Below are 26334 nucleotides of genomic sequence, written 5' to 3'. Positions count from 1 at the left end.
ATGGACACGAGCCTGCTCGTACGCTGTGTCGAAGCGGCGACCCTGGCGCCGTCGCTTCACAACAGCCAGCCGTGGCGCTTCCGGATCGAAGGCGACGTGGTCGAGGTGTACGCCGACCCGCTGCGCCGCCTGGACGTGCTCGACCCCACGGGCCGTGAATTGACGATCAGCGTCGGTGCCGCCGTTTTCACCCTGCGGGCGGCGCTGCGGGCCGCGGGCTGGATCCCGGGAGTGGAGACGTTCCCGGATCCCGGCACGCCGGATCTGGTGGCCCGTGTGCGGCCACGGCGATCGGCTCGGCCCGGCGCGGGAGCCCGGGAGCTCGCCGCCGCCATCCCGCGGCGGCACACCAACCGGCGGCCCTTCGTGTCCGCCGTGGTTCCGGTCGCCGCCGTCGAACTGCTTCAGCAGGCGGCCGCGCACGAGGGCGCGACGTTGACCATCGCCGGGCCGGCGAGCCGTACCGTGATCGTCAGCCTCGGCCGCACCGCCGCGGAGCGCCTCAACCGCCGGGGCGGCTACTTCGCCGAGCTCAACCGCTGGACCCGGCCCGTTCCCGGCCGGCGCGACGGTGTCCCGGCGGCCGCGATCGGGCCGTGGGACGCGATGGAGCGCATTCCGATGCGCGACTTCGGCCTCGTCAACTCGCAGCCGTCGCGCCGCGGCGAGCGCTTCGAGGCGTACCCCACCATTGCCGTGCTGTCCACCGAGGGTGATGGCCCGGAGCAGTGGCTGGCGGCCGGTCAGGCGATGCAACGGGTCCTTCTCGTCGCCACCGGGATGCGCCTGGCCACCACGCCGGTCAGCCAGCCGGTGGAGATCGCGTCGATACGCGAGGTGCTCTCCGACCCGAAATCCGGCCGATGGGCTCAGATGCTGATCAGGCTCGGATATGGGCCGCCGGCGGCGGCGACACCTCGCCGCCCGCTCAAGGACGTGCTGGCGGACGGCTGAAGGTTCAAGAACCCCTACAGGAGGCGTCATGACTCGTATGGAACAAGTCATCAGCCCTCAGGTACACACCCACGGTGAGGTCGAGCCGGGGGCCACCGCGTACGCCGTCGGCAAGCTGGAGGCGGCGCTGCACCACGCCCCCGCACCGGTGCTGCGCTCCTCTCTGACGTTGGACTCCTCAGCCCCCGGCGACCGGGTGGACGCGAACGTGAACGTGAACGGCGTCAACCTGCACGTCCACGCCGTGGGGGAGACCCTCCAGGAAGCCACCGACCTGATGCAGGAACGCCTCCGTTCCCGTCTGCGCCGCATCCGCCGCCGGCCCCAGCAGGGCCCGCCGGCACCGCCGCTGGGAACAGACGATCATGCTGCGCTACCGTGACGAGCCTCCCGGCGTCCGGGTGAGCGACGCCGACCTGGCCTATCTCGCCATGGACCGGGGACCGGTGCCTGAGCAGTTCGCGGTCGTCCTCGTGCTGGGCCCCGGCTTCGACGTCGAGCGGGGTGCCGAGTTGCTCGGCGAGCGCGCCGCCCGGATCCCCCGGCTACGGCAGCGCCTGGTCCGGGTACACGGCGGCCCGATCTGGGCCGGCGATCGCTCCTTCGACCCGGCGCGACACCTCTACACCAGGCGCTGCCGGCAGCCCGGCAATGAGCGGGCCCTGCTCGACGTCATCCTTCCGGAGGTGACGCGGTGGTTGCGGCGCGACCGGCCACTCTGGCGGGCCGTGTTCGTGACCGGCCTGGCGGACGGTCGTACGGCCCTGGCCTTGATCGTGCATCACGCGCTCGCCGACGGGCTCGGCGGCCTGGCCGTTCTGAACGCGCTGGTGGACGGCGGAGAGCCGTCGGCCGAGGCCCCCCGGCGCGCGGCCCGTGACGGCCGCCGCCGATGGCATGATCTTCGGACCGCGATGTCCGCAGCCGGCGGCCTGTTCGCCGGCCGGGTCGGCCGCGGTTCCCTCCTGCGCCCGACCGGTTCACACCGCCGAGCCCTCGCCGTTCGCACCGAGCTGGCCGGGCTTCGTGCCGCCGCCCACCGGGCGAATGCGACGGTCACCACCGTCGTCCTGGTGGCGGTCGGTGAAGCCCTGCGCCGCCTGCTGGCGTACCGGGGCGAACCGATCACGGCTGTCCGGGCCGGCGTGCCCGTCAGTGGCGATCCACGGGCGGGCGACGGCAACGCGGTCGGCCTGATGACGGTGACAGTTCCGGTCACCGGCCCTCGCGTGCGCCGGATGGCCCAGGTGGTCGCCGAAATGCGGGCCCGCCGTCCCCGGGCGGCCGGCCCAGCCCCGATAACGGTGATGGGCCAGGCGTTCCGGCTCGCCGCCGCTACCGGCGCCTACCGCTGGTACATGAACCGCCAACGGCGCTTGCACCTCGTGGTCAGCTGCCTGCGGGGCCCGTCCGAGCCGGTGACGCTCGCGGGGACCGCCGTCGAAAACATGATCCCTGTCGCGCCCGCGGGCGCGTCCAACCTCACGATGGCCTGCCAGGCGCTGTCGTACGGCGGCATGCTGACCGTGACCACAGTGGTGGATCCGGTGCTGTGCCCGGACCTGTCCCTGTTCGGCCGGTGTCTGAGCGCCGAGCTCGAGGCCGCGGCGGTCCCGGCGGCAGGGGACTGAGGTCCTCCCGAGATCGGGTCTTTGTCCTCGGGTGGTACGCCGGGCCGTCGGGCAGTCTCAGAGGTGCAGACATCGATGAAGGAGGAAGACCATGACGACGATCGGCCGGGGCTCCGCGGCCCACCTGGAGCACGTTGAGGCGCCCGGCTCCATGCTCACCAAGACCGCAGCTCGCGCACTCGCCGTGCTGCGCCTGTCCACGGGTTTCGTCTTCCTGTGGGCGTTCTTCGACAAGACGTTCGGGTGGGGGTTCGCGACCCCGGCCGAGCGGGCCTGGGTCAACGGTGGCTCGCCGACCAAGGGCTTCCTGTCCGGGGTCGAGGTCGGGCCGTTCGAGAGCTTCTTCCACAACATCGCCGGCGACCCGTGGGCGGACTGGCTGTTCATGCTGGGCCTGCTGGCCATCGGCCTGGCCTTCATGCTGGGCATCGGCATGCGCCTGGCCGCGGGTGCGGGCGCGCTGATGATGCTGCTGATGTGGGCCGCCGAGTGGCCGCTGGACAAGACCACCAGCGCCGGTGAGCCGAGCATGTCGACCAACCCGATCATCGACTACCACGTGATCTACGGTCTCGCGGGCATCGTGCTGGCGCTGACGTACGCCGGTCACACCTGGGGACTGGGTAAATGGTGGGCCTCGCTGCCGATCGTGCAGAAGAACCGGTGGCTCATCTGACCACCTGCCCGAACATCACCACTGGCCCGGCCGCTGAGCACAGCGGCCGGGTTCTTCGTGGGTCCTTGTGCCGGTCGAACCGGGACCTCGTGCCCTGCCGGGCGGGCAGCCGCGGGGTGAGGCTGGAAGAGAGCCCTGAGGAGGCGTCATGAAACCTCATCCGATCGTCGTCGGTGCCGACGGCACCGAACACAGCAAGACCGCGGTGCGCTGGGCCGCGCGCGAAGCACATCGCCGCGGGCTGCCCCTCCGCGTCACGCATGTCTTCGACTGGGAGTGGCACGAGGCCCGCTACGACATGAGCAACAGTTACTTCGACGAGGCGCGCAAGCACGCCGAGGGCGTCACGGCAACGGCCGTGTACGAGGCCCGCGGGGCGGCGCTCGAGGTCGATGTGGAAGGCGATCCGCTGGTCGGTCACGCCGCCGCCCGCCTGCTGTCCGAGGCCGATGACGCCGAACTGATGGTGCTGGGCAGCCGCGGGCGTGGCGGGTTCGCCAGCCTGCTGCTGGGCTCGGTGAGCCAGCGTGTGGCGACCCACGCCGGGTGCTCGGTGGTGGTCGTCCGTGGACGCGGTGGCGACCTCACCGAGGGGCCGGTGGCGGTGGGCCTCGACGAGTCCCAGACGGCGGAGAAGGTCCTGGAGGTCGCCTTCGCCGAGGCGTCCGGCCGAGGAAGCCGGCTGTCGGTGATCCGTGGGCGGGCTCCCGTCGGTTACGTGAACGGCGACGTCGAGCTGCCGGAGCCGTCGGCCGAGGAACGTGCCCGGGTCGAGGCGCAACTGACGCCCTGGAGGGGCAAATTCCCGGACGTGCCGATCGACGTGGTGCTCGTGCACGACGGCGCCGCGGCGGCGCTGGTCGACGCGTCCACCCGTGCGCAGCTGGTCGTGGTGGGCAGCCGCGGCCGGGGGACCATCACCGGGGCCGTGCTCGGCTCGGTCGGCCTCCAACTCCTGCATCACGCGGACTGCCCTGTCTACATCGTTCGGTGAAACTCCCGTGGTTCGTTCGGCCGGGCTATCAACACTGGGCAGTCGGCGTGGCGCAGCAGGTGCAGCCCGGTCGAGCCCAACAGCACGCTGCGCAGATAGTCGCGGCCGCGGCTGCCGACGACCACGAGCTGTGCGCCTGCTGAGGCCTGCTCCAGGGCCGGCCCCGGATCGGCGCGGGTGAGGCGGACCTCGACCGGCACCCGCGGATATTTCGGCCGCCAGGGTGCGGTCTGCTCCTCGACCCGGGCCTTTTCGGCCGCCGCGTGAATCACCACGAGGTCGCATGCGCGGTCCGCGGCGGACTGGAACGCCGTGCCCAGTACAGCGTCGGCGACGGGGGAGTCGTCGATGCCCGCGACGACCGGCCCTCGCACGGCCGGGTGGCCGCGGACGACGGCGACCGGGCAAGGCGCGCGCCGGGCCACGCGCTCCCCGACGGAGCCCAGCCGCATGCCGGCGAAGCCGCCCCGGCCGCGATATCCGACGACCATCAGTTCGGCCCGTCCGGCGAGCTCCCACAGCCGCTCGAGGGGACGGCCGAGCAGGGAATCGGCGCGGACGCTGACGTCCGGCGCGGCGTTCGCGGCTCGCCGGGTGGCCTCATCGACCAGGGCGTTCGATTCGGACCAGGCCGCTTCGACATGGGACCTGTCGTCGTGGCCGGCGGGAGCCGCGGTGTGCCCGTCCATGACGTGCACGATCCGCAGCGGCGCCCGGCGGTGTGCGGCCTCCCGGGCGGCCCAGGTGACTGCCGCATAGCCGGGATCGGAACCGTCGACGCCGACGATGATGGGGCGGCGCTGCATGGTGACCTCCTCAGGTCTCGGGCTCGTGGGCGACAGCGACCGGGCAGGCGGCGTGGCGCAGCAGGTGCTGACCGACCGAGCCCAGCAGCAGGCCGCGCAGCCGGCCACGGCCATGGCTGCCCACCACCAGCAGCTGGGCGGCCGTGCCGGCGTCGGTGAGCGCCGCGGCCGGGTGCCGGGCCACGGCCTGAGCCGTGATGGGCACCTCCGGGTACTTCTCCCGCCATCCGGCGACGAGCTCGTCGAACGGCCGGCGGATGCCGGCCGGCACGGCGCCGCGCGTCAGCGCCGTGCCGCTGGGCATGCCGATGGCCGGTGGCCAGGCGCGGATCACATGCAACGGCGCCCGCCGGACCAGGGCCGTGTCGAACGCGAAGCCGAGGACGGCGTGGGGGTCGGCCGTCTCATCGATGCCGGCGACGACCGGGCGGTGTGCCTGCGCGGTGCCCCGAACCACCACGACGGGGCAGTGCGCGTGCGCGCTGACCGCGACGGTGGTCGAGCCGAGCAGGTTCGGCACGGCGCTGTGTCCGTGGGCGCCCAGCACGATCAGCCCGGCACCGGCGGACCGGTCGATCAGAGAAAGATCGGCGCCGGTGTCCACGGTGGTGCCGGTGACCGGCACGCCGGGGTGGCTGCGCCGGGCCGCGGCGACCGCGTCGGCCAAGACCCGGCCGGCCTGACGGCGGATCTCGGCCGTCGGGAAGATCGGGAGTGACGGAACCATCGAGGCGGCTGCCATCCAGTCGGGCCACTCGTACGCGTAAAGCAACTCGGCCGGCGCGCCGGTGAGTGCGGCCTGGTCCAGCGCCCAGGCCGCGGCCATTCTCGACTGCGGCGAGCCGTCGTATCCGATGACGACCGTTCCGGTGGTCATGTCGATGTCCTTTCCTGACAACCCATCAGCTGCCGCGTCCAGGCCCCGACCAGGGCCCAGTCACGCAGATCGCGCCGCGTGGTCGCGGGGTGCCCGACCGGATCGGCGCCGCCGAACAGCCCGCGCGGGTGGAGCCGTTCCGGGTCGCGTAGACCACGAGGACGTTGGCATACATGACGATCCTCACCGCCCGGGCCGGACCGCCGGTGCGGTCGTGGACTTTCCCGGGCCACCGTGGAAAGCACATCCCCTCGCAGCCTCGACGTGAAGGGCACAAGGGCACGAACGGGCCGGGACATGCCGGTCGTCCTTCCGGCGGCGCGGGGACTTCCGGCCCTGTCCGTCGTGGGCCGCGCACGCTGGGATGGGAGGAGGAGGAACGGGTCCGGGAGGACTGCCATGCGGAAATGGGAAGAGCTACGGACGGAGCGGGAATCCCGCGCCGGACATCCCACGAGATACCGCGAGGCCGTCGAGCGGTACCTGAGCGTGGTCAGCTACGGCTCGGCGGCTCCCCGCGTTCCGGTCGCCGCCACCACGAAGACGGGCCTGGTGCTGGTCGGGGTGGACGAGACCCCGACGAGCTACACCGCCCTCGACCACGCCGCCATCGAGGCCGAGCTGCGCGGCTGGGGACTGCGGGTCCTGCACGTGCAGCACGCCGGCGGCGTCCACCAGCCCACCCGCGATGACGGCGCCTACCTGCTCGAACGGCTGATCAGCCGGGTGCACGCCTATGCGCCCACCGTCGCGGTGACCAGTCGCCTGGCCGTCGGCTCGACCGTCGCGCACCTGCTGGTCGAGGCACGCGGCGCCGGACTGGTCGTGGTGGGACATCGGCACGGTCCGGCGAGCGCGGCAATCGGTCTGAGGGTCGCCGACCGCGTCGCCACCGGCCACGACGGCACTGTGCTCGTCGTCCGCATCGCCGGCTGGCCGCCGGGCCCTCATTTCGGCGAGCGCCCGATCGTGGTGCACGTCGACGGGGAGGAGAGCCGTGCCGCCGGGTTCGCCCGCCGCGAGGCCCAACTGCGGGGCAGCGATGTTGTGCTGCTGCGCGCCGGACGGACGCCGCGGGTGGAGCGCACGGAGTCGGTGGACGGTGTGACCGTTCACCGGCGCCGCCGTACTCCCTCTGGCCATGTTCGAGCCCGGGGTGGTCCGCGACCTGATGGCCGGCGAGTGGATGGGAACGAATGCGCACGACGCCACTGTCCAGATCTCCTGGGCGATCAACTGGCTTCTGCCCTTGACCATGGCATTCCTGACATTGGTCCTCAGCGACGCCGCCAACCGTTGGACGAACGTCGTGGTCGGCGCGATCTTCGCGTCAGGTGCGATCGGCACTGTCGGCGTAGCGTCCGGCATCCCCGTCCTCGCTCTCTACTCCGCCCTGGGGGCGCTGTTGATCGCCTGGCACGTCTGGAAGTGGCCGCGGGCCGTCCACGAGGACGTCACCGCGAGGGCGAAAGAGGTTCGTGAGCAGAGCACGGAAGGAAGGTGACGGCCATGCTCGTTCTGGTGGCCTATGGCAGCACGGGCGGTGGCACCGCCGAAATCGCTCAGTGGATCGCCGGTGAACTGCGCCGTGCCGGTCTGGACGTGCGGCTCGTGTCCGCCGGTGAGGTCGATGAGGTCGGCGAGTACGACGCGGTCGTACTCGGCGCCGCGCTGTACGCCTCCGGCTGGCACGGCGACGCCCGGCGCTTCGTGCACCGGTTCGCGGGTCAGTTCACCGGCCGTCCGGTCTGGTTGTTCAGCAGCGGGCCGCTCGACCGCTCCAGTGAGACGGGACAGCTACCGCCGGTCCCGCACACCGCGGCGGCGCTGCGTGACCTCCCGGCCCGGCGGCACGTGACCTTCGGCGGGCGGATGACCCCCCAGGCGCACGGCTGGATCGGCTATCTCGGACGCCGGTCCGCCGGGGATTTCCGGGATCCAAACCGGGTTCGGGCGTGGGCGCGCGAGCTCGCCGCCGAGATTCTCGCCGGCGGCGGCGCCTCGCGGGCGGGCCCGATGACGGGCCGTTCGACCCTGACCGGTCCGGCGGGCCCGAGGTCCGATGGAAGGGAACGGACATCAGCGAAGGAGGAGGAGATGAGCGCACTGTTGCCGCGCCTGCTGGGCGACATGACGGACTGGTTCGAGGTCGACTTCCCGCGGCCGCTGCCGGCCATCCGCTTCGAGGACACGCTCAGCGAGGACGAGTACATCCTGCGCGCCGAGCTGCCGGGGCTCGACCCCGAGAAGGACATCGAGATCACCGCGCTGCACGGGGTGCTGACCGTGAAGGCCGAGCGCCGCGAGGAGGAGCAGAGCCGCCACCGCAGCGAGTTCCGTTACGGCTCGCTCCAGCGTGCGGTGCGCCTGCCGGTCAACGCCGACGAGGAGGCGATCGCCGCCCGGTACAGCAAGGGGATTCTGGAGATCACCGTGCCGTTGAGCGCCCCGCAGCCGGCCGGCCGGCAGATCACCGTCACCCGGGAGGAGTGAGCACTTGGGCAATTGCGTGCGCGTCAGCTGGGCAGTGGGAATCGCCAGGTCAGCACCGTTCCCGACTCGTTCGGGCCGGGGCCGATCTCGAGCGAGCCGTCCAGCTGGCGCGCACGTTCGCCCATGTTGACCACACCGCCGCGGGCCCGGGCCGGATCGAAGCCGATGCCGTCGTCCTCGACGCGGAGAACGACCTCGCCGTCGGCGGCCCGCAGCGAGATCCGGGCGTTGTTCGCCCTGGCGTGGCGGGCGACGTTCGACAAGGCCTCGCGAAGCACGGCGAGAATCTCCGGCCGGAAGTCGTCGGGGATCGCGTTGTCCACCGGCCCGGACGTGTCCAGGACCGGCCGGAAGCCGAGCCCTTCGACGGCGGCCGCCACCGCCTCGTTGAGCTCAGCTCGAAGCGACGGCCCGGTCGGGGTGCGCAGTTCGAAGATCGAGCGGCGGATGTCGCGGATCGTGGCGTCCAGGTCGTCGACCGCGGTGTTGATCCGCTTGGCCACTTCGGGCTTGGCCGTCTGATGCACGGCTCCCTGAAGGTGCATGCCGGTCGCGAACAGCCGCTGGATCACGATGTCGTGCAGATCGCGCGCGATGCGCTCACGATCCTCGAGCAGGGCGAGTTGCTGGCGTTCCTGCTGGGCCCGGACCCGCTCGAGAGCGAGCGCGGCCTGCCCGGCGAAGGTCGACAACTGCACCGCGTCCTCGTCGGTGGGCGGCTGGCCGGCGGGCTGCGTGACGATGAGCACGCCGTGCAGCGTGTCCGCGCCGGCGAGCGGCACGGCCATCGCGGGACTGTCGGGCACCGGCCCGGGCCACTGGAGGGCGGCGCGCAGGTTCTCCACGGGCCGGCACTTCTCCCGGCCGAACTCGGCCGCGGCGCCCGGATCGACCGGGACGACCCGGCCGACGAGATCGGCGTACGCCGGGTCGGCGCTCTCGGCCACCTCGATGAGGTACCGGGCGTCGTCCTCCTCGTACAACATCACCAGCACGAGGTCGGCGCCGGCCACCTCCCGCGCCCGGCGGGCGATCAGCTGGAGCGCCTCGCCGCGGCGGACCGTGCCGAGCAGGACGCCGGTGATCTCGGCGCTGGCCGACAGCCAGCGCTCTCGCCGCCGGGCCAGGTCGTACAGCCGGGCGTTGTCGATGGCGACGCCGGCCGCGGCGGCCAGGGCCACGACGATCTCCTCGTCGTCGTCGCCGAACTGGTCGGCGCCCTGCTTCTCGGAAAGGTAGAGGTTGCCGAAGATCTGGTCGCGGGTGCGGACCGGCACGCCGAGGAAGCTGTGCATCGGCGGATGGTTCGGCGGGAATCCGAACGAGTCGGGGTGCCGGCGGATGTCGGGCAGCCGCACGGGCCGGGGATCGGTGATGAGCACGCCGAGGACGCCCCGGCCGCGGGGAAGGTCGCCGATGCTCGCGTGGACCTCCGGGTCCATGCCGTGCGTGATGAAGTCGACCAGCTCCGTGCGGTCGGCTCCGATCACGCCGAGCGCGCCGTAGCGCGCGCCGACCAGCGAACACGCGGCTTCGACGATGCGTTGAAGGGTGCTGCGCAGGTCGAGGTCGGTGCCGATGGCGACCACGGCGTCGAGCAGGGATCGCAGTCTCTCCCGGCTGGCCATCACGTCGCCGACCCGGTCGAGCATCTCCTGGAGGAGCTCGTCGAGCCGTACGCGCGACAGTGGGCTGAGGCCCAGTGACGGCGTGTCGACCGGGTCGCCCGCGTGCTGCTCGGCCATGAGGTCAGGCTAATGCCGGTGCGGGGCGCGGGGAATAGGGTCACGCGGCTTGACGTACCGAGGAACAGCGGTACAAAGAGGTTGTGATCCGTGTCTATCTGCTTGACGACCACGAGGTGGTCCGCCGTGGCCTGGCCGACCTGCTCCAGGCCGAGGGCGACATCGAGGTGGTCGGCGAGTCGGGTCTCGCCGTCGAGGCCACGCACCGCATTCCCGCGCTGCGCCCGCACGTCGCGGTGCTCGACGCGCGGCTGCCCGACGGCAGCGGCATCGACGTCTGCCGTGACGTGCGGGCGGTCGATTCGACGATCAAAGGCCTCATTCTCACCTCGTACGAGGACGACGAGGCCCTGTTCGCGGCGATCATGGCCGGGGCGTCGGCGTACGTGTTGAAGCAGATCCGCGGCAGCGATCTGGTCGACGCGGTGCGCCGGGTGGCGGCCGGGCAGTCGCTGCTCGATCCGGCGGTCACTCAGCGGGTGCTCGAGCGGATCCGGCACGGTGTGGAGCAGCCGCAGGAGCTGCGGTCGCTCACCGATCAGGAGCGGCGCATCCTGGAGTTCATCGCCGAAGGGCTGACCAATCGGGAGATCGCGGGCCGGATGTTCCTGGCCGAGAAAACGGTGAAGAACTACGTCTCGAGCCTGCTCACCAAGCTCGGCCTGGAGCGGCGCACCCAGGCGGCGGTGCTGGCCACCCGGCTGATCAGCGAGCACAAGGCTCAGTAGACGGCCAGGCCGTGGTCGCGGAACTGTGTCCGCACGCGGTCGACCAGCGCCGGGCCGGGCGGTGCGGTGCCCGCGAGGGGGAACGGCAGCCCCAGGGCCGCGTATTTCGGGGCGCCGAGACTGTGGAACGGGAGCACCTCGACGCGCTCGACGGTGGCCACGCCGGCCGCGATCTCGGCGACCGCGTCGACGTTCGCGGGTTCGTCGGTGAGGCCGGGCACCAGGACGAAACGCACCCAGATCGGTTTGTGAAGCTCGGCCAGGCGATGGGCGAAACGCACGGTGGGCGCCAATCTCCCGGTCCGGGTGACTTTGCCGTACGTATCGGAAAGGCCGGACTTGATGTCGAGCAGCACCAGGTCGGTCGCCTCGAGCAACTCCCGGTCGGCCCGGTCGCCCAGGAAGCCGCTGGTGTCCAGGGCGGTGTGCAGGCCCATCTCCTTGCAGCCGCGCAGGAACGCGCGGGTGAAGTCGCGCTGCTGCAAGGGCTCGCCGCCGCTGATCGTCACGCCGCCGTGGGCGACCTTGAGGAAGCGTTCGTAGCGACGCACCTCCAACAGCAGGTCGTCCGCGGTGGTGGGCTGCCCGTAGCGGCGATATTGCGTGTCGGGGCTGTGGCAGTACAGGCAGCGCAGCGGGCAGCCGGCCAGGAACGCCACGAAGCGGGTGCCGGGCCCGTCCACTCCGGTCGAGAGATCGAAGGAGTGGACGGAGCCGATGGTGGTCACAGCGACCCGTGGAAGGTGCGGGAGATGACGTCGCGCTGCTGCTCGGCGGTGAGCTTCACGAAGTTCACCGCGTAGCCCGACACACGGATGGTCAGCTGCGGGTAGTTCTCCGGGTGGGCCATGGCGTCCTCGAGCGTCGCGCGGTCGAGCACGTTGACGTTCATGTGGAAGCCGCCGGCGTCGGTGTAGCCGTCGAGCACGCCGGCCAGGTTGGCGATCCGCTCGTCGCGGGAGTGGCCCAGACCGCCCGGGGTGGCGGTGATGGTCAGCGAGATGCCGTCGCGGGCCGAGCGGTAGGGGAGCTTGGCCACGGAGAGGGCAGCGGCGACCATGCCGTGCCTGTCGCGGCCGTTCATCGGGTTGGCGCCGGGTGCGAACGGCTCGCCCGCGCGCCGGCCGTCGGGGGTGTTGCCGGTGTGCTTGCCGTAGACCACATTGGACGTGATGGTCAGAACCGAGAGCGACGGCTCGGCGCCACGGTAGGCGGGCTGGCGGCGGATCTTCGCCATGAAGCGCTCGACCAGGTCGACGGCGATCGCGTCGGCGCGGTCGTCGTTGTTGCCGAAGGCCGGGAAGTCGCCGTCGACCGCGTAGTCGACGGCCAGGCCGGTCTCGTCGCGCAGCACCTTGACCTGGGCGTGCTTGATGGCGCTGAGGCTGTCGACGGCGACCGACAGGCCGGCGATGCCGGTGGCCAGGAAGCGGTGCACGGGATAGTCGTGCAGGGCCATCTGGATCCGCTCGTAGGCGTACTTGTCGTGCATGTAGTGGATGACGTTGAGCGCGTCGACGTAGGTCTCGGCCAGCCAGTCCAGCGTCTTGTCGTACGCGGCGAACACCGTCTCGTAGTCGAGGATGTCGTCGGTGATCGGCGGGGTGGCCGGCGCCACCTGGTCGCCGGTCATCTCGTCCCGGCCGCCGTTGACGGCGTACAGCAAAGCCTTGGCGATGTTGGCCCTGGCCCCGAAGAACTGCATGTCCTTGCCGACCCGCATGGCCGAGACGCAGCAGGCGATCGCGGTGTCGTCGCTGTAGGCGGAGCTGATCAGGTCGTCGTTCTCGTACTGGATCGAGCTGGTGTCGATCGACACCTGTGCGCAGAAGCGCTTGAAGCCCTCGGGCAGCGACGGCGACCAGAGCACGGTCAGGTTGGGCTCGGGCGCCGGGCCGAGGTTGTAGAGGGTCTGCAGGTAGCGGAAGCTCGTCCGGGTCACGAAGCCGGTCCCGCCGAGCGCCTCGGTCACCCAGGTCGGGTCGCCGGAGAACAACTGGTCGTACTCGGGCGTGCGCAGGAAGCGGATGATGCGCAGCTTGATGACGAAGTCGTCGATCAGCTCCTGGGCCTGCTGCTCGGTGAGCCGGCCCTCGTCGATGTCACGCTGCAGGTAGATGTCGACGAAGCTCGACGTGCGGCCGAGCGACATGGCGGCGCCGTTCTGCTCCTTGGTGGCGGCCAGATAGGCGAAGTAGAGCCACTGGATCGCCTCGCGGCCGGTGGTGGCCGGCCCGGAGATGTCGTAGCCGTAGCGGTCGGCCATGAACCGCAGCTCCTCCAGCGCCCGGATCTGCTCGGCCAGCTCCTCCCGGTCGCGGATGACGTCCTCGCTGGAGGGCTGGTCGTCGAGCGAGGCCTTGATCGCGGCCCGGTCGGCGATGAGCCGGTCCACGCCGTAGAGCGCGACCCGCCGGTAGTCGCCGATGATGCGGCCCCGGCCGTACGCGTCCGGCAGACCGGTGATGATGTGCGAGCGCCGGGCGGCCTTGACGTCGGCCGGGTAGGCGTCGAAGACCCCGTCGTTGTGGGTCTTGCGGTAGCGACTGAAGACGGTCTTCACGGCCGGGTCGAGGCTGAAGCCGTACGCGGCGAGTCCGGCCTGCACCATCCGCAGCCCGCCGTTGGGCATGATGGCGCGGCGCAGCGGCGCGCTGGTCTGCAGGCCGACGATGAGCTCGTGGTCGCGGTCGAGGTAGCCGGGCTCGTGCGAGGTGATGGTGGAAGGTGTGTGCGCGTCCACGTCGTACACCCCACGCCGGCGCTCCTCGGCGAACATGCGTTGCAGGCGCCGCCAGATCCGCTCGGTGCGCTCGGTCGCCCCGGTCAGAAAGGAGGCGTCACCGTCGTACGGCCTGACGTTATGCCGAATGAAGTCGCCGACATCGATCGTCTCGCGCCACCCGGTCCCGCGGAAGCCCTGCCATGCCATGAGATCCTCCTTCGTCTTCCTTCAGCGTGGCGGGAATTCCGCGGACGGGTCAGGGCCAGAGGTCCCAAGCGGTCAGGGGACAAGGACCAGCCGGGCCGCGACCGTGCCCGCCAGAACGTCCTCGATGGCGCCGTTGATGTCGTCGAGTGGTCGGGTCTCGTAGAAGACCCTGGTGCGGCCCTCGGCGTGCAGCCGGTACACCTCGGCGAGCTCCGCGCGCGTACCGACGATGGAGCCGATCACCTGGAGGCCCTTGAGCACGGTCTGGAAGATCGGCAGGGACATGGCGTTGTCCTTGGGCAAGGAGACCAGGATCAGCCGGCCGCCGCGGCGCAGCGAGGCGTGCGCCTGTTCGATGACCCGGGGGTCGGCGGCCAGGACCACGGCGACGTCGGCGCCGCCGAGCGCCTCGATCGCGGCGACCGGGTCGGTCAGGGCGGCGTTGACGGTGTGGGTGGCACCGAGCTCCTTGGCCAGGGTGAGCTTCTCCTCGGTGACGTCAACCGCGATGGTCTCGCCGCCGGCGATCTGCGCGTACTGCTGCGCCAGATGCCCGAGTCCGCCGATGCCGAAGATCGCGACCCGGTCGCCGGGCGTGACCCCGCCGACCTTGATCGCCTTGTACGTGGTGACACCGGCGCAGGTCAGCGGCGCCGCCTCGTTCGGGTCGATGCCGGCCGGCACGGCGACCGCATAGCGGGCGTCGGCGATCAGATATTCGGCGTGCCCGCCGTCGACCGAATAGCCGGTGTTGAGCTGGGCCTCGCAGAGCGTCTCCCGGTCGGTGACACAGTATTCGCAGGTGCCGCAGGCCTTACCCAGCCACGGGACCGCGACCCGGTCGCCGATTTGGTGCTCGGTGACATCCGGACCGATGCTGTTCACGATGCCGACGCCCTCATGACCGGGCACGAACGGCGGGGTGGGCTTGACCGGCCAGTCGCCGCGGGCGGCGTGGATGTCGGTGTGGCAGAGACCGCTCGCCTCGATCCGGACCCGGATCTGGCCGGGGCCAGGATGCGGAAGTGGCCTCTCCTGGATGGTCAGCGGCTGGTGGAAGTTGGTGACCACGGCGGCGCGCATGATGTCCTCCTTCTTGGGGTCTTTCATCGGCTGTCCGAGCCGAAGGCCGGGGTCGCGGCGCGGCCGGCCTCGAGCCGGGCGATCGGGACACGGAACGGTGAGCAGGAGACGTAGTCCAGGCCGGCCTCGTGGAAGAACCGAACGGAGGCCGGGTCGCCGCCGTGTTCGCCGCAGACGCCGACGGTCAGGTCGGGCCGGGCGGCACGGCCTCGGGTCACGGCGATCCGGACGAGCTCGCCCACCCCATCGGCGTCGATGGTCTCGAACGGCGACACCGCGAAGATGCCGAGGCCGAGGTAGCGGCCGAAGAAGGCGCCCTCCACGTCGTCGCGGGAGAAGCCCCACGTCATCTGGGTCAGGTCGTTGGTGCCGAACGAGAAGAACTCGGCCGCGACGGCGATCTCCCCGGCGGTCAGGGCGGCCCGTGGCACCTCGATCATGGTGCCGATCCGGATCGGCGGCGCGCCGGGCACGCTCGCCAGGACGGACTCGGCCTCCGCCCGTACGGTCTCGAGCTCCTGGACCGCGCCGACCAGCGGGACCATGATCTCCGGCTTCGGGTCGCCGCCCGCGGCGACGCGGGCCGCCGCGGCCTCGGCGACCGCGCGGACCTGCATGGCGAACAGCCCGGGGATGACCAGGCCGAGACGGACGCCGCGCAGGCCGAGCATCGGGTTCTGCTCGTGCATGCGGCGCACCGCGGTCAGCAGGACGCCGTCGCGACCGGGGTCCTGGCCGAGCGCCTCGGCCCGGGCCACCCGGGCCGTCAGCTCCTCCAGCGGGGGCAGGAACTCGTGCAGCGGCGGGTCGATCAGGCGCACGGTAACCGGCAGGCCGTCCATGGCGGCGAACAGCTCCTCGAAGTCGGCGCGCTGCAACGGCAGCAGGTCGGCCAGGGCGGTGTGATCGCCGAGGATGAGCCGTTCGACCAGCTGGCGGCGCTCACCGAGGAACATGTGCTCGGTGCGGCACAGGCCGACACCGGTGGCGCCGAAGCGGCGCGCGCGGGCGGCGTCCGGGCCGGTGTCGGCGTTGGCGTGCACCCCGAGCCGGGCCCTGTGATCGGCGTGGATCATCAGGCGTTCCACCGCGGCGAGCAGCGGGTCGCCGTGCGCGGTGATCTCGCCTTCGAAGTAGCGCACGATCTCCGACGGCCGGACCGGAACCTCGCCGGCGTAGACCTTGCCGGTGGTGCCGTCGATCGAGATGACGTCCCCGGCGTGCAGGGTACGGCCGTTCACGGCGACCGAGTCGCCGTCGATGACCAGCTCCTCGGCGCCGCAGACGCAGGTCTTGCCCATGCCGCGGGCGACGACGGCGGCGTGCGAGGTCTTGCCACCGCGCGAGGTCAGGATGCCCCGGGCGGCGATCATGCCGGGCAGGTCGTCGGGGTTGGTCTCCCGGCGCACCAGGATGACCGGCCCGGTGGCCGCGGCCGCCGCGGCCGAGTCGAAGACGATCGCACCGACGGCCGCGCCCGGTGAGGCCGCCACGCCGGTGGTCAGGGGCGGGGGAGCGGACGCGATGTCGAAGCTCGGGAACATGAGCTGGGCAAGTTGCTCGCCGCTGACCCTTTGCAGCGCCTCGTCGAGCGTGATCGTGCCCTCGTCGACCAGTTGGGCGGCGATGACGAAAGCGGCGGCCGGGGTGCGCTTGCCGACCCGGGTCTGCAACATCCACAGCGTGCCGTTCTCGACGGTGAACTCTATGTCGCACAAGTCGCGATACCGCTGCTCCAAGCGCTCCATGATGGACAGCAACTTGGTGCGCACAGGCCGGTCGAGCTCGTCCAGGCTCAGAGTGTTGCGGATGCCGGCGACCACGTCCTCGCCCTGGGCGTCGCGCAGGTAGTCGCCGTAGACGCCACGGCGGCCGGTTGCCGGGTCGCGGGTGAAGGCGACCCCGGTGCCGGAGTCCTGGCCGCGGTTGCCGAAGACCATGGCCATCACGTTGACGGCGGTGCCCAGGTCCTGCGGGATGCGCTCCTGGCGGCGGTAGAGGACGGCGCGCTCCGCCTTCCACGACCTGAAGACCGCGCCGATGGCCAGGAACAGCTGCTCGTGCGAGGCCTGCGGGAAGTCACGGCCGGTGTGCGCCTCGAACACCTTCTTGTACGCGTACACCAGATCCTTGGGCTGTCCCGGGCCGACCGCCTCGAAGTCCTCACCGGGCACGTCGAACACGGTCCGGCCGAACATCTGGATCAGCCGGCGGTACGAGTCCCAGGCGAAGTGCTCGTCGCCGCTCTGTTCCGCCAGTCCTTCGACGCTGGAGTCGTTGAGCCCGATGTCGAGAATGGTCTCCATCATGCCGGGCATGGAGAACTTCCCGCCCGAGCGCACCGACAGCAGCAGCGGGTCCTTGGCGTCGCCGAAGCTCTTGCCCATCCGGGTCTCCAGAAGCTCCAGATGGCGTTGCACCTCGGCCAGCAGGCCTTCCGGCATCTTCCCGGTGTGCAGGTAATCGCGGCAGGCCTCGGTGGTCACCGTGAAGCCGGGTGGCACCGGCAGGCCCATGCGGGTCATCTCGGCGAGGTTGGCCCCCTTGCCGCCGAGCAGGTCCTTCAGGTCCTTGTTGCCCTCGATGAAGTCGTAGACGTATCTGGTCATGCCGGTCGCACCCCTCTCCCTCTCCTCGTTGGTAGCCCGGCTGTGGTCCCGCTCTGTAGGGCCGGACGTCCCTACTGGACGGGCCGGAGAAGGACGACCGTGAAAGACATGAGAGGACTTGTGTACGGCGGACCGGGCAACCGGTCCTGGACAGAGATCCCCGACCCGGCGATTCAGGACCCCCGCGATGCGGTCATCCGGGTCGACGCGGTCACCATCTGCGGCACCGACCTGCACATTCTCGGCGGCGACGTGCCTGAGACAGCGGCCGGGCGGGTGCTCGGCCACGAAGCGGTCGGCACGGTGATCGAGACGGGCGGCGGCGTGGCCGGGCTCGTCGCGGGTGACCGGGTGCTGGCCTCCTGCATCTCGGCGTGCGGCATCTGCCGCTTCTGCCGTGAGGGCGTGTACGGGCAGTGCCTGGGCGGCGGGGGCTGGATCCTCGGGCACCTCGTCGACGGCGTGCAGTCGGAGTACGCCCGGATCCCGTTCGCCGACCTGTCCACGTACAAACTGCCGGAGCAGGTGAGTGACGAATCAGCCGTGTTGCTGGCCGACATCCTGCCCACCTCGTACGAGGTCGGCGTGCTCAACGGCCGGGTCCAGCCGGGCGACACCGTGGTGATCGTCGGCGCGGGACCGATCGGGCTGGCGGCCGTGCTGGCCGCGCGCCTCTACTCCCCGGCGCACATCGTGGTGATCGACAAGGCCGAGAGCCGGTTGCAGGCCGCGAAGATGTTCGGCGCGGACACGACGATCGTGGCCGGCGGGGAGGATCCGCGCGAGGTGCTGCTCGCCCTGACCGGCGGGCTCGGCGCCGACGTCGCGATGGAAGCCGTCGGCACCCCGCAGACCTTCGAGCTGTGCGCCTCGCTGGTGCGCCCGGGCGGCCGGATCGCCAACATCGGCGTGCACGGCAAGCCGGCCACGCTGCACCTGGAAGACCTGTGGATCCGCAACGTCACCATCACCACCGGCCTGGTCGACACCTTCTCGACGCCGAAGCTGCTCGACATGCTCGTCGCGGACCGGCTCGACCTCAGCCACATGATCACCCACCGCTTCCCCCTCGAAGACTTCATGCCGGCGTACGACGTCTTCGCCGACCCCGTGCGCACCGGCGCCCTCAAGGTGGTGTTGTCGCGATGAGAACCCGATACTTCGTGGCCGCGGCCGGCGTGCTGGCCGTTGGCGTGGCCGCGGCGCTGTCGCGGCCGGCCCAGCGCTGGTACCTCACCTGGGGCGCCGAGCCCGAGGAGGCGTACGGGCCGGTGCCGGGCGACGATCTGCTGCCGGCCGCGGACCTGATCTCGACGCGGGCCATCTCGATCGGCGCGCCGCCCTCGGCGATCTGGCCGTGGCTGGTCCAGATGGGCAGCGGCCGGGGCGGCGCCTACACGTACGACTGGATCGAGAACCTCTTCGGTCTGAACATGCACAGCGCCGACGAGATCCTTCCGCAGTTCCAGGACCTGGCGGTCGGCGACGTTCTCCCACTCGGCGACGACGGACCCGCCATGCGGGTCGAGATCTGCGACCGGGACCGGACGCTCGCCCTGCGGTCCACCGACGGCAAGTGGGTGTGGACGTTCGACCTGCGCCCAGCCGGCGACCGGACCCGCCTGATCAGCCGCAACCGTCTGACGAGATTTCCCTACGCCGCCCTGATGGCCCCCGGCAGCCTCGTCATGGAACGCCGGATGTTGCGGGGCATCCGCGAACGGGCCGAGCGCACCGTTCCGTCGGCCGTCGCGATAGGACAGTAAGGAGGGCACCATGAAGATCTGGACCGTGGACGACGTGATGACACAGGCGGTCGTGACCGCCGGACCGGCCACCACGTACCGTGAATTGGTCGACCTGCTGGTGAGCCGGCGCTTCAGCGCCGTGCCCGTCGTGGACGAGTTCCAGCGCGTCACCGGCCTCGTCTCCGAGGCCGACCTGCTTCGCAAGATCGAGTACGCGGGCGACGACCAGCCCCGCATGTTCGAGAGCCGCCGTCGCCGCGGCGAGCGGGCGAAGGCGCACGCCCGGACGGCCGCCGACCTGATGAGCCGTCCCCCGGTGACGGTGCTCGCCGGCGCCACGCTGGTCGCCGCCGCCCGCACGATGGACGACGAGCAGGTCAAGCGGCTGCCCGTGGTGGACGGCCTGGGCCGGCTCGTCGGCATCGTCACGCGGGGCGACCTGCTCAAGGTGCACCTGCGGCCCGACGACGAGATCAAGGCCGAGGTGGTCGACGACGTGTTCGGCCGATACCTGATCGGCTCGGACACGTCGGTGACGGTGGAGGTCGAGAACGGGGTCGTGACACTCACCGGCCGCGCCGACCGCTGGTCGGCCGCCGACATGGCCCTGCGCCTCACCCGGAAGGTGGCCGGCGTGGTGGAGGTCGTCGGCAAGATGTCGTACGACTTCGACGACCGGCAGATGCTCTCCACCGGCCTCGGCTTCGGATCGGCGTGACAGCCGGGCCGGCCGTGCGGTGGCTCTCACGGCCGGCCCGCGCTGCTGTGACGTTGCCGGATGTAGCTCAGGTAGGCGCCCGCCCGATGCCGGGACCGTTCCTCGCGGCTGCGGTCGGCCTCGGCGAAGGGCGATTTGCGCCAGCGCCAGAGCGCGGTCGTCCTGAGCTCGTACTCGTCCATGTCCCGGTACCGGCGATCCCCCTTGGCGGCCAGCCGGAAGATCCGGGCGGTCTCCTCGGCCAGGCCCTGCGCCCAGCGCGCGTGCGACCTCTGCGCCCGGCGCGCATAGGCCCACGCGCGTTCGTTCCACGGGAGGTCACAGTGCCGGTATCCCCGGGGCACCGACAGCGGCCAGTACTCGGGATCGGCGCCGGCCGGCGCGATGAGCAGGCCGGCGCAGGGTACGACGCCGTCCTCGCCGATGATCGGGCACAGCCCCGCCGGGGTGGGCCCGGCGCACCTACGGACCAGCTCTCCCGTTCGCGGATCGAAGATCCGGATGTCGGTTCTCGTCATCGTCCTGCCTCCTCACGGCTGATCCGGCCGCTCTCGCGGCGCCTACCCCTACCGTCGCGCCCCGGTCGTCCGCCGGGCAGGGCCGCAGGGCCCTTCACGAGGGCCGGCGCGGGCGGGAAGCCCCGCATCCCGGGGACCTTCGGTCCTGCCGGAGCTGCCGTCCCGGCATGAGAATGAGGGTGAGAGCAGCGGCCCCCGGGAGGGATGATGACCTACCGCGCAGCGCCGGAAGAGATCGATGTCGGTGGTCCCGTCGTGGCGGCGATCCTCGAAGACCGCACGGCCGAGGACGTGCTGGCGACAGCGTTCGCCCAGGCGCGAGATCGTGAGGTGCCCCTGCGGGTGCTGATCGCGGGTGCCGCCGCCTCCGGCGACAGCGCCGCGGTGCGCGCGGCCATCGAGCGCTGGGCCGGGAGATATCCGGATGTCACATGCTCCGTGTCCGCTCGTGCCGGTCTCGACGCGGCGATCACGGTCGCGGCCGGGGCGCGCCGCTGCGGGCTGGTGGTGGCCGGGCCGCCGGCGGGCGCGCGTGACGCCTCCGTGCTTCGGGCGCTGCGGCACCGCGTCAGGTGCCCGCTGACCGTCACCAGCTGCCGGGTGAAGAAATGAACTGAGGAGGTTGACGTGGAACGGGAGTTCGAGGGCAAGGTGGCCCTGGTGACCGGTGGCGGCTCCGGCATCGGTGAGGCCACGGCGCTGCTGCTGGCCGAGCGGTGCGCGAAGGTGCTCGTCGCCGACTGGGACGCCGAGGCGGCCGAGCGGGTGGCCAAGCGGATCGGCGACGCCGCCGTGCCGTACGTCGTGGACGTCTCCGACGCGCAGGGCTGTGCGGCGATGGTGCACGCGGCGGTGGAGGCGTTCGGCCGGCTCGACGTGGCGGTCAACAACGCCGGCGTCGGCGGGCCCCAGGCGCCCACCGGTGACTATCCGCTCGACGGCTGGGAGCGGGTCATCGGTGTGAACCTCAACGGCGTCTTCTACAGCATGCGGGCCGAGATCCCGGCCATGCTCGCCACCGGCGGCGGCGCGATCGTCAACATGGCCTCCATCCTCGGGTCCGTCGGCTTCGGCATGGCCGTCGCCTACGTCGCGGCCAAGCACGGCGTCGTCGGCATGACCAAGTCGGCCGCGATCGAGTACGCGAAGCAGGGGATCAGGATCAACAGCGTGGGTCCCGGATTCATCGACACCCCGCTGCTGGCCACGGCCGATCCCGAGATCATCGCCGGGGTGAGCGCCCTGCACCCGCTCGGCCGCCTGGGCCGATCGGAGGAGGTCGCCGAGCTGGTCGCGTTCCTCGCGTCGGACAAGGCCTCGAACATCACCGGCTCGTATCTGCTCACCGACGGCGGCTACACCGCTCAGTGAGAAAGGGGGCCCCGATGCCCACGCTCGACCGCACCGCGGTCGTGTCACCCGCCTGGCGTGATCGCGCCGGCTTCGCCGGTGTGGATGTGTTACGCCAGCCGCCGGGCACGCTGACCCTCGATCAGCGTGCCGATCTGAGGCGGATCGCGCGGCGACTGAAGACCTCGCACGATCTGGCGGTCGCCTTCGCCGGCCGCTACGCCGCCTTCCCGGGCCAGCTCGCCGGCGCCGAACTGCGGGAACTCACCGCTGTCCGCCAGCTGCTCGCCCGGTACGGGCTGTCCGACCCCGACGGCGGGCGCGAAATCGGCCGCTTCACGGACGCGGCGGCGCAGAGCCGCTACGAGGAACTGTTGGGCCGGGGGTCGGCGGGCCGCGGCGCCGCCCTGAGACTGCTGGCCCAACTGGCCGGCGAGACAGCGGGCACGGTCGCATCGGCACTGGCACGAATGACGGCCCCCGACGTCCGTCACGCCTATACGCAGCTGCACGCCGCCGCCGTCCGGCAAGCTCAGTACCTCCAAGCCTGGGCGAGCCGGTGACCGCAGTGGGGTCGAAAGCCCCTGGGGCCGCGCCCGCCGCGGCCCTACTTTCGGAAAAGACGGCAAGCCCGCGGAAGGAGCCACCGTGATCACGATCGCGCCCGACCTGGTGCACACGCTCGCCGAGCCGAACGAGGCGGGCATGCCGCAGCTGTTCCGCCAGCGGAGCGAGACCCTGTTCACCACGACGACGCCGTTCGATATGACGGTCCAGTGAACGGGCCCGGCATACTGCTCGGCTACGAGGGGTCGGTGCCGGCCGGCGCCGCGATCGAGGTCGCGGCCCGGCTGCTGCCCGGCGCTCACGCGCGCGTCGCGTACGTCTGGACGCCCCCGTTCGCCAGCGAGGCGCTACGGCGAAGGCTCTGGCACAGAACGGCGGGCGTCGACGAGTTCGTCGCGGCCGTCGAGCGTGAGGGCGAGTCGGAGGCCCGGCGGATCGCCGCCATGGGGGTCGCGTTCGCCGCACCTTACGGGTGGCGGGCCGAGCCGGTGGTCCGGCGCACCTACGGCGGCGAGGGCGTGCAGCTCTGTGAGGTGGCCGAGGAACTCGGCGCCGACCTGATCGTGGTGGGCTCCCGGGGACTCACCGGAGCCCGTGCCGTCCTGGGCAGCGTGTCGGACATGGTCGTGCACTTCGCGACGCGGCCGGTGCTCGTGGTGCCTCACCCCCTGCTCGAAGCCCAGCGTGCGGTGCTCGACGCCGGTCCTGTGCTGCTCGGCTGGGACGGCTCCGCCGGTGCCCGGGCCGCTCAGGAAAGCCTCGCTCGGCTGCTTCCACGGCGTGCCGTGGTGCCGGTGCGAGTGGAAGACGGCGACGAGCCGTCGCCCCAGACGATTCCCGGGCTGGTGAAGGTTCCCCCGGCCGGCGGGCACTTGGAGCGCGGCCGGGCGGTGGCCGCCGCCCTGACCGGTCAGGCCGGCGCCGTTCACGCCGCGGTGCTGGCCGTCGGCTCGCGCGGGCGGTCGGCGGTTCGCGAGATCGTGCTCGGCAGCGTCGCCATGGCCGCTCTGCACCACGCCTACCGGCCCGTGCTGGTCGTGCCGCATCACGACACCGAGTGAGGCGGGGGCTGCGTTCGCACTATCGCGACGGGGCAGTCGGCGTGGTGGGCCAGGTGCCGGCCGACGGAGCCCAGCAGGAGACCGGTGAAGCCGCCATGCCCACGGCTGCCGACGACGAGCAGTTGAGCGGTCCGTGAGTGCTCGGTGAGCACACGCCGCGCGAATCCCCGGCGTACGAGCGAGCGGACCCGCAGGTCGGGGAACTTCTGGGCCAGGCCGGCGAGCGCCTCGGCGAGAACCCGCTTCTGCTCCTCGTCACCCGACCAGGTCTCGTACGTCATCGGCAGCTCCGCGTTGAGTTCCGTGCCGTCGCCGTCGTTCCAGGTGTGCACCGCCACGAGGTCGGCGTCCCGGCGCGAGGCCTCCTCGGCGGCGAAGACGAGCGCGCCCTGTGAACCCGCCGAGCCGTCCACGCCGACCACGACCGCGCCTTCCGGGTGAGGCGCGCCGCGCACGATCAGGACCGGGCAGGCACTGTGCGCCGCGGTCTGCGCGGCCACCGATCCGATCACGAGCTCGGCGGCCGCGCTGACGCCGTGATCGCCGATGACCAGGAGATCGGCGCGCCGGCTCTCGTCCACCAGAACCGCCGCGGCGCCGCCGGGCACCACGGCCGAGGTGACGCTGAGCCCAGGAGCCCGGCGGCGAGCCAGTCCGGCCGCATGGGCCACCAGATATTCCGCCTGAGCCAGATACGCCGGATAGGCGGGCGGTGCGATGGACGGCGACATGGTCACGCCCGCCGGCACGTAGACGAGAGCGTGCACGACGCGAAGTGGGCGGCCACGCCGGACCGCGGCGTCGGCGGCGGCCAGGACCGCGGCCGAACCGCGTTCCGATCCGTCGACCCCGGCGACGACAGGAACTGCAGCGGCGTTCATGACCTCGACCTCCTCGGCGGGCCGGCTCAGCGGTCCACCTTCATCGTCTCCCCGCCCGGTACCGCCGGTCAGGGCCGGCAGGATCGGCCCGCACTGCCGTTCGGCCCTGGCCGATCTTCAGCGGGCGCGGTGTGGTTGAGGTACTTCCGGCAGCTCGGAAGGGAGGAGCCATGAGGAAGATGCTTACCGAGGGCGTTCGTACGGCGACGAGTGCTCCCTCGCTGCACAACAGCCAACCGTGGCTGTTCCGGATCCACCAGGACACCGTCGATGTGTACGCCGACCCCAGCCGCCGGCTGACGGTCCTCGATCCGGGCGGCCGCGAGCAGCTGATCAGCGTCGGCGCGGCGGTCTTCACCCTTCGCCTGGCGGTCGCGGCCGCCGGCTACCGGGTCGCCACGGAGCTGCTTCCCGACCCGGACGAGCCGGATCTGGTGGCCCGGGTCCGCGCCGGCTGCCCGGCCCGGCCCAGCCGAGCGGCGGAGGCGCTGGCCGCCGCCGTCCCCCATCGTCACACCAACCGCTGGCCGTTCACCCACACGCCGGTGCCGGCGGCGGTGATCGAGCACCTGCGCGACGCCGCCCGCCGCGAAGGCGCGGTGCTGACCGTCGCCTCCGCCGCGGTGCGCGACTCGATGCTCGGGCTCGCCCGGGCCGCGGAGCGGCGGCTGCGGGCGCGGCCGGGCTACCGCGACGAGCTCGCTCGCTGGACCGGCCAGGGCGCGCGCACCGACGGCGTGCCGCTGTGGGCGGCCGGACCGTGGGACTCCTTGGAGACGGTGCCGATCCGCGACTTCGCCGAGCTGGCCGAACTGCCCCGGCCCACCGAGCGGTTCGAGCCCTATCCGACGGTGCTGGTGCTGGCCACCCCGGGCGACGAGCGGGCCGACCAGCTGCGCGCCGGTGCGGCCCTGCAGCGGGTGCTGCTGACGGCGACCTGGCAGAACCTGTCCACCACGCCGATCGGCCAGCTCGTCGAGGTGCCGGCCGTGCGCCGGGCGCTCACCGACCCGGCCGGCGGCCTGTCCGCCCAGATGGTGCTGCGGGTCGGCTACGGCCGGGTGGTGGGCCCGACACCCCGGCGTCCACTCACCGAGGTGTTGAGGTGACGTGCACGATCGCGAGCGAGCAGGGCGAGTGCCGCAGCAGGTGCTGGCTGACCGAACCGAGCAGCATGCCGCGTACGGGGCCATGACCATGAGTGCCGACGACCAGCAGCTGAGCGCTCAGCCCGGCCCGGGCCAGCACCGAGGCGGGGTGCTCCACCACGGCGTCGGCGTGGATCTCGAGGTCGGGTTGCTTCTCCCGCCACGAGGCGATCAGCTGGTCGAACGGCTGCCGCTCCTCCGCGGTGACCTTGCGGGTGACCATCGCGGTCTCCTCCCAGAGGCCGGTGACCGGCTTCCACGCACGGATGACGTGCAGCCCGACACCGCGGGCCACGGCCTGCTCGACGGCGAACGCCATCGCGGCGTGCGAGGACGCGCTGTCGTCGACGCCCACGACGACCGGTGAGGTCGCGGCGGCGTCGCCGCGTACCAGCACCACCGGGCAGTGGGCGTGCGCGCTGACCGCGGCGCTGAGCGAGCCGAGCAGCCCGCCGACCGCGCTGTGCCCGCGGCAGCCGAGCACGATCAGATCCGCCTCGCGGGACCGGTCGATCAGGGTCGAGCCGGCGTGGGCGTGCACGATCGAGATCGCCGTGCGCACCTGAGGGTGCGTGGCCCGCGCCGAGACGACCGCCTGGTGCAGGGCGCCCTTGACGGCGCGATCGGTGTCGTTGTCGGGCCAGACCGAGGTGGCGGGCACCATCGAGGCCGCGGGCATCCAGGTGGGCCACTCGTAGGCGTAGAAGAACTCGACCAGGGCGCCGGTCCGCGCGGCTTCGTCCAGTGCCCACTTCGCGGCGTCACGGGAGCCGGCGGAGCGGTCGTATCCGACGATGATGGTGCGGGTGGACATG

The 26334-nt window shown here is 71.7% G+C and carries 27 protein-coding genes and 1 pseudogene; 18 read left to right on the top strand and 10 right to left on the bottom strand.

What is annotated here, in order from left to right; genetic code table 11:
- The 5 genes from CRP55_RS33925 to CRP55_RS33905 all read left to right on the top strand — a co-directional run bounded on the left by CRP55_RS33925 (nt 1) and on the right by CRP55_RS33905 (nt 4255).
- Nucleotides 1-954: an Acg family FMN-binding oxidoreductase gene (locus tag CRP55_RS33925; RefSeq protein ID WP_097325609.1), complete on the top strand. Its 954-nt coding sequence runs from the start codon at nt 1-3 to the stop codon at nt 952-954.
- Nucleotides 955-982: 28 nt separating this feature from the next.
- Nucleotides 983-1336, top strand: coding sequence for an HPF/RaiA family ribosome-associated protein (locus CRP55_RS33920; RefSeq protein WP_143235090.1), 354 nt, complete (start codon nt 983-985; stop codon nt 1334-1336).
- Complete coding sequence (locus CRP55_RS33915; RefSeq protein WP_097325605.1) at nt 1320-2585, top strand: wax ester/triacylglycerol synthase domain-containing protein; 1266 nt, start codon at nt 1320-1322, stop codon at nt 2583-2585. Before CRP55_RS33920 ends, CRP55_RS33915 begins: the two co-directional genes overlap by 17 nt.
- A gap of 91 nt (nt 2586-2676) precedes the next feature.
- On the top strand, nt 2677-3261 hold the full coding sequence (locus CRP55_RS33910; protein WP_097325604.1) for a DoxX family membrane protein: 585 nt from the start codon (nt 2677-2679) through the stop codon (nt 3259-3261).
- Between the two features lie 148 nt (nt 3262-3409).
- A complete protein-coding gene (locus CRP55_RS33905; RefSeq protein ID WP_097325602.1) occupies nt 3410-4255 on the top strand; it encodes a universal stress protein in 846 nt (281 codons plus the stop codon).
- Here the strand turns inward: CRP55_RS33905 and CRP55_RS33900 are convergent.
- A complete protein-coding gene (locus tag CRP55_RS33900; protein ID WP_097325600.1) occupies nt 4240-5061 on the bottom strand; it encodes a universal stress protein in 822 nt (273 codons plus the stop codon). The two genes, CRP55_RS33905 and CRP55_RS33900, sit on opposite strands and share 16 nt — an antisense overlap.
- Before the next feature lie 10 nt (nt 5062-5071).
- Nucleotides 5072-5938, bottom strand: coding sequence for a universal stress protein (locus tag CRP55_RS33895; RefSeq protein ID WP_097325598.1), 867 nt, complete (start codon nt 5936-5938; stop codon nt 5072-5074).
- Between the two features lie 297 nt (nt 5939-6235).
- Here CRP55_RS33895 and CRP55_RS56315 point away from each other — a divergent pair.
- The 3 genes and pseudogenes from CRP55_RS56315 to CRP55_RS54055 form a co-directional block, all read left to right on the top strand.
- A pseudogene (locus tag CRP55_RS56315) lies at nt 6236-6802 on the top strand (universal stress protein); the annotation flags it as partial.
- Between the two features lie 277 nt (nt 6803-7079).
- Complete coding sequence (locus CRP55_RS55110; RefSeq protein WP_245923551.1) at nt 7080-7442, top strand: hypothetical protein; 363 nt, start codon at nt 7080-7082, stop codon at nt 7440-7442.
- 5 nt (nt 7443-7447) lie between these two features.
- Nucleotides 7448-8431: an Hsp20 family protein gene (locus tag CRP55_RS54055; RefSeq protein ID WP_218854761.1), complete on the top strand. Its 984-nt coding sequence runs from the start codon at nt 7448-7450 to the stop codon at nt 8429-8431.
- A 23-nt stretch (nt 8432-8454) separates the two neighbouring features.
- On the opposite strand, the gene CRP55_RS33875 is transcribed toward CRP55_RS54055, so the two are convergent.
- On the bottom strand, nt 8455-10176 hold the full coding sequence (locus CRP55_RS33875) for a GAF domain-containing sensor histidine kinase (RefSeq protein ID WP_245923550.1): 1722 nt from the start codon (nt 10174-10176) through the stop codon (nt 8455-8457).
- 83 nt (nt 10177-10259) lie between these two features.
- Here CRP55_RS33875 and CRP55_RS33870 point away from each other — a divergent pair, with 83 nt between their 5' ends.
- Complete coding sequence (locus tag CRP55_RS33870; protein ID WP_097325596.1) at nt 10260-10904, top strand: response regulator; 645 nt, start codon at nt 10260-10262, stop codon at nt 10902-10904.
- Here the strand turns inward: CRP55_RS33870 and pflA are convergent.
- From pflA to ppdK, 4 genes are all read right to left on the bottom strand, one after another.
- On the bottom strand, nt 10898-11632 hold the full coding sequence (gene pflA, locus CRP55_RS33865) for a pyruvate formate-lyase-activating protein (RefSeq protein ID WP_097325594.1): 735 nt from the start codon (nt 11630-11632) through the stop codon (nt 10898-10900). The two genes, CRP55_RS33870 and pflA, sit on opposite strands and share 7 nt — an antisense overlap.
- Nucleotides 11629-13836 carry a formate C-acetyltransferase gene (gene pflB, locus CRP55_RS33860; RefSeq protein ID WP_097325592.1) on the bottom strand — a complete coding sequence of 736 codons (2208 nt, stop codon included), beginning with the start codon at nt 13834-13836 and terminating at the stop codon, nt 11629-11631. Before pflB ends, pflA begins: the two co-directional genes overlap by 4 nt.
- 72 nt (nt 13837-13908) lie before the next feature.
- Complete coding sequence (locus CRP55_RS33855) at nt 13909-14946, bottom strand: zinc-dependent alcohol dehydrogenase (RefSeq protein ID WP_245923549.1); 1038 nt, start codon at nt 14944-14946, stop codon at nt 13909-13911.
- On the bottom strand, nt 14943-17528 hold the full coding sequence (gene ppdK / locus CRP55_RS33850) for a pyruvate, phosphate dikinase (protein ID WP_097325591.1): 2586 nt from the start codon (nt 17526-17528) through the stop codon (nt 14943-14945). The genes CRP55_RS33855 and ppdK overlap by 4 nt, the downstream gene beginning before the upstream one ends.
- Before the next feature lie 108 nt (nt 17529-17636).
- Between ppdK and CRP55_RS33845 the strand changes: the two genes are divergently transcribed.
- Genes CRP55_RS33845 through CRP55_RS33835 form a run of 3 tightly spaced genes read left to right on the top strand, consistent with a single transcriptional unit; the run spans nt 17637 to nt 19994 of the window.
- On the top strand, nt 17637-18677 hold the full coding sequence (locus CRP55_RS33845) for a zinc-binding dehydrogenase (RefSeq protein ID WP_097325589.1): 1041 nt from the start codon (nt 17637-17639) through the stop codon (nt 18675-18677).
- Nucleotides 18674-19294, top strand: coding sequence for a hypothetical protein (locus CRP55_RS33840; RefSeq protein WP_097325588.1), 621 nt, complete (start codon nt 18674-18676; stop codon nt 19292-19294). Before CRP55_RS33845 ends, CRP55_RS33840 begins: the two co-directional genes overlap by 4 nt.
- A gap of 10 nt (nt 19295-19304) precedes the next feature.
- Nucleotides 19305-19994 (top strand): CBS domain-containing protein, encoded by a 690-nt coding sequence (locus CRP55_RS33835; protein ID WP_097325586.1) that lies wholly within the window; start codon nt 19305-19307, stop codon nt 19992-19994.
- A gap of 26 nt (nt 19995-20020) precedes the next feature.
- Here CRP55_RS33835 and CRP55_RS33830 read toward each other — a convergent pair whose 3' ends face one another.
- Nucleotides 20021-20512 carry a hypothetical protein gene (locus CRP55_RS33830; RefSeq protein ID WP_097325584.1) on the bottom strand — a complete coding sequence of 164 codons (492 nt, stop codon included), beginning with the start codon at nt 20510-20512 and terminating at the stop codon, nt 20021-20023.
- A 207-nt stretch (nt 20513-20719) separates the two neighbouring features.
- Between CRP55_RS33830 and CRP55_RS33825 the strand changes: the two genes are divergently transcribed.
- The 5 genes from CRP55_RS33825 (at nt 20720) to CRP55_RS33810 (ending at nt 23490) form a co-directional block, all read left to right on the top strand.
- On the top strand, nt 20720-21124 hold the full coding sequence (locus CRP55_RS33825) for a hypothetical protein (RefSeq protein WP_143235088.1): 405 nt from the start codon (nt 20720-20722) through the stop codon (nt 21122-21124).
- A gap of 15 nt (nt 21125-21139) precedes the next feature.
- Nucleotides 21140-21883, top strand: coding sequence for an SDR family NAD(P)-dependent oxidoreductase (locus tag CRP55_RS33820; RefSeq protein WP_097325580.1), 744 nt, complete (start codon nt 21140-21142; stop codon nt 21881-21883).
- A gap of 14 nt (nt 21884-21897) precedes the next feature.
- Nucleotides 21898-22425: a DUF2202 domain-containing protein gene (locus tag CRP55_RS33815; RefSeq protein ID WP_097325579.1), complete on the top strand. Its 528-nt coding sequence runs from the start codon at nt 21898-21900 to the stop codon at nt 22423-22425.
- Between the two features lie 85 nt (nt 22426-22510).
- Complete coding sequence (locus tag CRP55_RS55795) at nt 22511-22642, top strand: hypothetical protein (RefSeq protein WP_281260827.1); 132 nt, start codon at nt 22511-22513, stop codon at nt 22640-22642.
- The gene (locus CRP55_RS33810; protein WP_097325577.1) at nt 22639-23490 is read left to right on the top strand and encodes a universal stress protein; all 852 of its coding nucleotides are present in this window, start codon (nt 22639-22641) and stop codon (nt 23488-23490) included. Before CRP55_RS55795 ends, CRP55_RS33810 begins: the two co-directional genes overlap by 4 nt.
- Here the strand turns inward: CRP55_RS33810 and CRP55_RS33805 are convergent.
- Complete coding sequence (locus tag CRP55_RS33805) at nt 23475-24371, bottom strand: universal stress protein (RefSeq protein ID WP_097325575.1); 897 nt, start codon at nt 24369-24371, stop codon at nt 23475-23477. The genes CRP55_RS33810 and CRP55_RS33805 overlap by 16 nt on opposite strands.
- A gap of 170 nt (nt 24372-24541) precedes the next feature.
- Here CRP55_RS33805 and CRP55_RS33800 point away from each other — a divergent pair, with 170 nt between their 5' ends.
- On the top strand, nt 24542-25480 hold the full coding sequence (locus CRP55_RS33800; RefSeq protein WP_097325574.1) for an Acg family FMN-binding oxidoreductase: 939 nt from the start codon (nt 24542-24544) through the stop codon (nt 25478-25480).
- On the opposite strand, the gene CRP55_RS33795 is transcribed toward CRP55_RS33800, so the two are convergent.
- Nucleotides 25461-26333 (bottom strand): universal stress protein, encoded by an 873-nt coding sequence (locus CRP55_RS33795; protein ID WP_097325572.1) that lies wholly within the window; start codon nt 26331-26333, stop codon nt 25461-25463. The two genes, CRP55_RS33800 and CRP55_RS33795, sit on opposite strands and share 20 nt — an antisense overlap.
- Nucleotide 26334 lies beyond the last annotated feature (1 nt).

The sequence above is a fragment of the Paractinoplanes atraurantiacus genome, assembly GCF_900215205.1.
Lineage (GTDB): Bacteria > Actinomycetota > Actinomycetes > Mycobacteriales > Micromonosporaceae > Actinoplanes > Actinoplanes atraurantiacus.
The sequence above is the reverse complement of the archived record's forward strand: the minus strand, read 5'-3'. Positions and strand labels throughout refer to the sequence as shown.

What these genes read in the sequence shown, in the direction of transcription:
- CRP55_RS33925 (WP_097325609.1), top strand. Translation starts at nt 1, where the DNA reads ATGGACACGAGCCTGCTCGTACGCTGTGTCGAAGCGGCGACCCTGGCG.
- CRP55_RS33920 (WP_143235090.1), top strand. Translation starts at nt 983, where the DNA reads ATGACTCGTATGGAACAAGTCATCAGCCCTCAGGTACACACCCACGGT.
- CRP55_RS33915 (WP_097325605.1), top strand. Translation starts at nt 1,320, where the DNA reads ATGCTGCGCTACCGTGACGAGCCTCCCGGCGTCCGGGTGAGCGACGCC.
- CRP55_RS33910 (WP_097325604.1), top strand. Translation starts at nt 2,677, where the DNA reads ATGACGACGATCGGCCGGGGCTCCGCGGCCCACCTGGAGCACGTTGAG.
- CRP55_RS33905 (WP_097325602.1), top strand. Translation starts at nt 3,410, where the DNA reads ATGAAACCTCATCCGATCGTCGTCGGTGCCGACGGCACCGAACACAGC.
- CRP55_RS33900 (WP_097325600.1), bottom strand. Translation starts at nt 5,061, where the DNA reads ATGCAGCGCCGCCCCATCATCGTCGGCGTCGACGGTTCCGATCCCGGC.
- CRP55_RS33895 (WP_097325598.1), bottom strand. Translation starts at nt 5,938, where the DNA reads ATGACCACCGGAACGGTCGTCATCGGATACGACGGCTCGCCGCAGTCG.
- CRP55_RS55110 (WP_245923551.1), top strand. Translation starts at nt 7,080, where the DNA reads ATGTTCGAGCCCGGGGTGGTCCGCGACCTGATGGCCGGCGAGTGGATG.
- CRP55_RS54055 (WP_218854761.1), top strand. Translation starts at nt 7,448, where the DNA reads ATGCTCGTTCTGGTGGCCTATGGCAGCACGGGCGGTGGCACCGCCGAA.
- CRP55_RS33875 (WP_245923550.1), bottom strand. Translation starts at nt 10,176, where the DNA reads ATGGCCGAGCAGCACGCGGGCGACCCGGTCGACACGCCGTCACTGGGC.
- pflB (WP_097325592.1), bottom strand. Translation starts at nt 13,836, where the DNA reads ATGGCATGGCAGGGCTTCCGCGGGACCGGGTGGCGCGAGACGATCGAT.
- CRP55_RS33855 (WP_245923549.1), bottom strand. Translation starts at nt 14,946, where the DNA reads ATGAAAGACCCCAAGAAGGAGGACATCATGCGCGCCGCCGTGGTCACC.
- ppdK (WP_097325591.1), bottom strand. Translation starts at nt 17,528, where the DNA reads ATGACCAGATACGTCTACGACTTCATCGAGGGCAACAAGGACCTGAAG.
- CRP55_RS33845 (WP_097325589.1), top strand. Translation starts at nt 17,637, where the DNA reads ATGAGAGGACTTGTGTACGGCGGACCGGGCAACCGGTCCTGGACAGAG.
- CRP55_RS33840 (WP_097325588.1), top strand. Translation starts at nt 18,674, where the DNA reads ATGAGAACCCGATACTTCGTGGCCGCGGCCGGCGTGCTGGCCGTTGGC.
- CRP55_RS33835 (WP_097325586.1), top strand. Translation starts at nt 19,305, where the DNA reads ATGAAGATCTGGACCGTGGACGACGTGATGACACAGGCGGTCGTGACC.
- CRP55_RS33830 (WP_097325584.1), bottom strand. Translation starts at nt 20,512, where the DNA reads ATGACGAGAACCGACATCCGGATCTTCGATCCGCGAACGGGAGAGCTG.
- CRP55_RS33825 (WP_143235088.1), top strand. Translation starts at nt 20,720, where the DNA reads ATGACCTACCGCGCAGCGCCGGAAGAGATCGATGTCGGTGGTCCCGTC.
- CRP55_RS33815 (WP_097325579.1), top strand. Translation starts at nt 21,898, where the DNA reads ATGCCCACGCTCGACCGCACCGCGGTCGTGTCACCCGCCTGGCGTGAT.
- CRP55_RS33805 (WP_097325575.1), bottom strand. Translation starts at nt 24,371, where the DNA reads ATGAACGCCGCTGCAGTTCCTGTCGTCGCCGGGGTCGACGGATCGGAA.
- CRP55_RS33800 (WP_097325574.1), top strand. Translation starts at nt 24,542, where the DNA reads ATGAGGAAGATGCTTACCGAGGGCGTTCGTACGGCGACGAGTGCTCCC.
- CRP55_RS33795 (WP_097325572.1), bottom strand. Translation starts at nt 26,333, where the DNA reads ATGTCCACCCGCACCATCATCGTCGGATACGACCGCTCCGCCGGCTCC.